Source organism: Mycobacterium sp. (assembly GCF_032159775.1).
Taxonomy (GTDB): Bacteria; Actinomycetota; Actinomycetes; order Mycobacteriales; family Mycobacteriaceae; genus Mycobacterium.
In genome coordinates this window covers 1-3,330 of sequence record NZ_JAVHWK010000004.1, presented here as the reverse complement: position 1 = coordinate 3,330, position 3,330 = coordinate 1, and the positions used below count along the sequence as shown (strand labels likewise).

The window sequence follows — 3,330 nt, the reverse complement described above, 5'->3', positions numbered from 1 at the left end:
GCAGAGCCTGGTCGCGACCACCTGACTGCCCGAGTCGGCCACCGAACGGTAGGTCCCGACGATGGTGTCGGCGAGTTCAGTCGCGGCGTCCCCGGACAGGTCGAGCGCGTACTCGTCGAACACCTCGCCGCTCGAGGCGGACGCACCGACCAGCGCCAGCCGCGCCACCCGTCCGGTGACCGCGACCCCGAGGACTACGTCCACAGGTTCACTCCTTGCCTCATCGACGTTCCAAGCTACCGGACAGATTCCGTATCCTCGCCGGTCGAGTCGTCGCCCGAACCGGCTTGTGCACGGGTGCAAAAATGGCACGCTGGGGTGGCAACCCCTCGATTTGCCACCCTGAGAGGAAATCGTCCCGTGAGCGACCAGCGTTACGACGCGCCCGATACTGCCGTGGTGGCGACCGCCGCTGCGGCCGCCGTCGGCCGGTCGCCCCGAGTCGGCTACGTGCCCTCCCGAGCCAACGCCGTACGCGACGGGGTCGCGGTCGCACTGCTCGCCGTCGCGCTGCTTCTGCCGTGGAATCTGGACTTCGGCGTCGGTATCCCCGTCGGCAACGGCCTGCTGATCGCCGTCGTCGTCGCGGTGACGCTGCTCGCCATCCTGGCCGCGCTGGCGCCCCACGTCGGTCCGTTCCGGCTCACCGCCGATGGCCAGGATGTCCGCCGAACGAGCCGGGTACGGCTGTTGCTCACGCTCGGCTATCTGATCGTCGTCGTCGGCTTCGTCGTCTATCAGTTGCTCGAGACATGGCGCGGCGGCGGCACCGGCCTGGTGGGGCCGGGCGTCGGGCCCGGCCTGCTGCTCGGCGTCGGGGGCGCGCTGCTGGCGTCGCAGCCGCCGATCACCGGTATCACCATCCAGGACAACGGGTTTCGTCGGTGGTATGCGGCCGCGAGGATGCTGGGCGGGGTGTCGATTGCGCTCGCCACGCTGTCGGTGGCCTTCAACGTGTACTGGCGGCTGCGCTACCTGTTCGTCACGAACGGCGCGTTCGGCGGCGAGGACATCGCCACCATCATCACCACGCTGCTGTACGGCGCGGAGGCTTTGATCGCGTTGGTCATCGCGTCGCGCTGGCTCACCGAGCGGACGGCCGCCGCGAGGCTGGCCACCGCAGCGCTGGGCGCCTCCGGCGCGCTGGCGGCCACGCTGGTGTGGATCCTGCCCATCGGCCGCGACGTCGACGCCTTCCACGGCTTCGCCCAGAACACCTCGACCGCCGCCGTCGGCTACGAGGGGTATCTGTTCTGGGCGGCCGCCGCGGCGATCGTGGCGCCGACGACGCTGTACGCCATCTTCCTGATCAAGCCGCCCACGTTGGGTGCGTACCGGTCGGCGGCGGAGAAATGTCTGACGCTCATCGCGTTCTGGGCGTTCGCCGCGGCGGCGCTGCGCGTCATCGACTATTTGGTCGCCTGGTCATTGGACCTCCCCCGCGCGCTGTACGACACCGCGGCGATGACGGTGTTCAACCTGATCACCGGCTTGGTCGCCCGCTGGCTGCACCGTCAGCTCGCCAGGGGTGAAGTCACGCTGCCCGTCATCGCGGCTTTCAGCGGGCTGCTGTTCGTCTTTACGGTCGCGAACCTGGCCATCGGCGTCGCGCTCGCACCGCGGTACGCCGAGGCGTCGCCCTCCAGCGTCTACGGCAACAACCTGGCTCAGCAGATCACTAGCACGTTCGACGTGACCATCTGCCTGCTGAGCTTCGCCGTGCTGGTCGCGATGTTGTTCACCGGGCCGCTGGCGGGCTACCTGGTTCGCCGCCGCGAGAAGCGCAGCGCGGCTCCTATTTCCGCGCCGCAGCCCGCGGTGTCGGCGCCACCGACGCTCGTTCGACCGTCACAGCCCGCACAACCGCCCGAGATGCCGAGAATCGTTCGGCTGAGGGAGGATTCGACGACGGTGCTCGCGGCGCCCCCTACGGAGGAGATCGCCGCACCGACCGCTGGCATTCGCATCCTGCGTCGCGAACGGTCATCCGAGCCGACCATTGCGCTGCCCACGCCGCCGGACGATGCCGACGAGCACAGGCCGCCGTCGGGGCCCGTCACCGGCGGTTGACTGCGTACTGCCCGCCTTCGGGCGACTTTGTCGCGCAAGCGTAGGGCGCCTAACCGCCGCCGACAATGTCGCGGTGAGGCGGGCACTTCCCGCAGTGCTTCGACGGGCGGCACACCACGGCCGCCGCTGTCACTAGCCTTGCCGGTGTGCATGATTCGCTGTGGACCGCCGCGACCCACCACCCGTTTCTCGACGCCGTGCGCGACGGCACCATCACCGACTCCGCATTCGACCGATGGTTGGCGCAGGACGCCTTGTTCGTCGCAGACCTGCTGACCTTCCAGGCACGCCTGCTGGCCCGCGCGCCGCGGCAGGCACAAGCAGCGCTCGTCGGAGGATGCAGCGCGCTGGTCGCCGAGCTCGACTGGTTCGAAGAACAGGCCGCTCGACGCGGTCTGCAGCTGGACGCTCCGCCGCTGCCGGCGACGCTCGCGTACCGCGAACTTCTGCAGCGATTGGACCCCGCACCGTACGAAGCTGCGGTCACGGCGCTGTGGGTGATCGAACGCGTGTATCTGCTCGCGTGGACCTCCGCCGCGTCGGACTCCACCCCGTTCGCTGAGTTCGTCGAGCACTGGTCCACTCCGGAGTTCGCGGACTATGTCGCCGCACTCGGCGAGCTGGCCGCACCGGACAAGCACGAGGACCTCGTCGGCGACGTGCTCGCGCTCGAGGTGGCGTTCTGGGACATGGCGTTATCCGCTGACTGACGGAACTTGACCGCTGACCACGCGAAATTCATGACACGATCAATGACGTGAGCGTCAGCCAGGGATTCGCTGTGAGGCGGGCACTACGGAAGGTGCTAGTCGGCTGAGGGGAGCTGACGGCGCCCTTCGATCCACTGCTCGACGGGCTCGGCCGTCTCCTCGGACGTCACGCTGACCCGGTGGCTGCGCCTAAGGCTGAAGTGGATCTCTTCGGTCTCCTCGAAGACCTGTCGCGCAGCGCGCAGCGGCCGCGTCGTCGACTCGATCGCGCTGGCGACGACCGGCGGCACGAACGGACGCATCCAGCGCACGGCCGCCCCCGCCACGTCGGGCAGCGCCGGTATCAACGAGCGCTTGTCGTCCGCTGCGGATTCGGTCAGCGCGGGCAGGTTGTCCGACTCGGCAGGCGACTCAATAGTGGGCGACTCCAACTCGGCGACGACTTCGGTCACCCGTTCCGACGACACCTGCGTCGGCGCCTCGATCGCTGCAACGACGCGACGGCGCTGCTCCTCCCGATCGATCTCGTTCTGCGCCTCGATCTCCATGC

Annotated in this window: 2 protein-coding genes and 2 pseudogenes; 2 read left to right on the top strand and 2 right to left on the bottom strand. The window is 68.9% G+C overall.

All coding sequences use genetic code 11. The features are described from left to right. Positions 1 to 204: pseudogene (locus QOJ24_RS00315) on the bottom strand (hypothetical protein); the annotation flags it as partial. A 156-nt stretch (positions 205 to 360) separates the two neighbouring features. Here QOJ24_RS00315 and QOJ24_RS00310 point away from each other — a divergent pair. Both QOJ24_RS00310 and QOJ24_RS00305 read left to right on the top strand, forming a co-directional pair. Continuing rightward, complete coding sequence (locus QOJ24_RS00310; protein WP_526257972.1) at positions 361 to 2,070, top strand: DUF7937 domain-containing protein; 1,710 nt, start codon at positions 361 to 363, stop codon at positions 2,068 to 2,070. Positions 2,071 to 2,216: 146 nt separating this feature from the next. Further along, the gene (locus tag QOJ24_RS00305; protein ID WP_526257970.1) at positions 2,217 to 2,780 is read left to right on the top strand and encodes a TenA family protein; all 564 of its coding nucleotides are present in this window, start codon (positions 2,217 to 2,219) and stop codon (positions 2,778 to 2,780) included. Between the two features lie 95 nt (positions 2,781 to 2,875). On the opposite strand, the pseudogene QOJ24_RS00300 reads toward QOJ24_RS00305, so the two are convergent. Then, positions 2,876 to 3,330, bottom strand: a pseudogene (locus QOJ24_RS00300) (DUF4407 domain-containing protein); the annotation flags it as partial.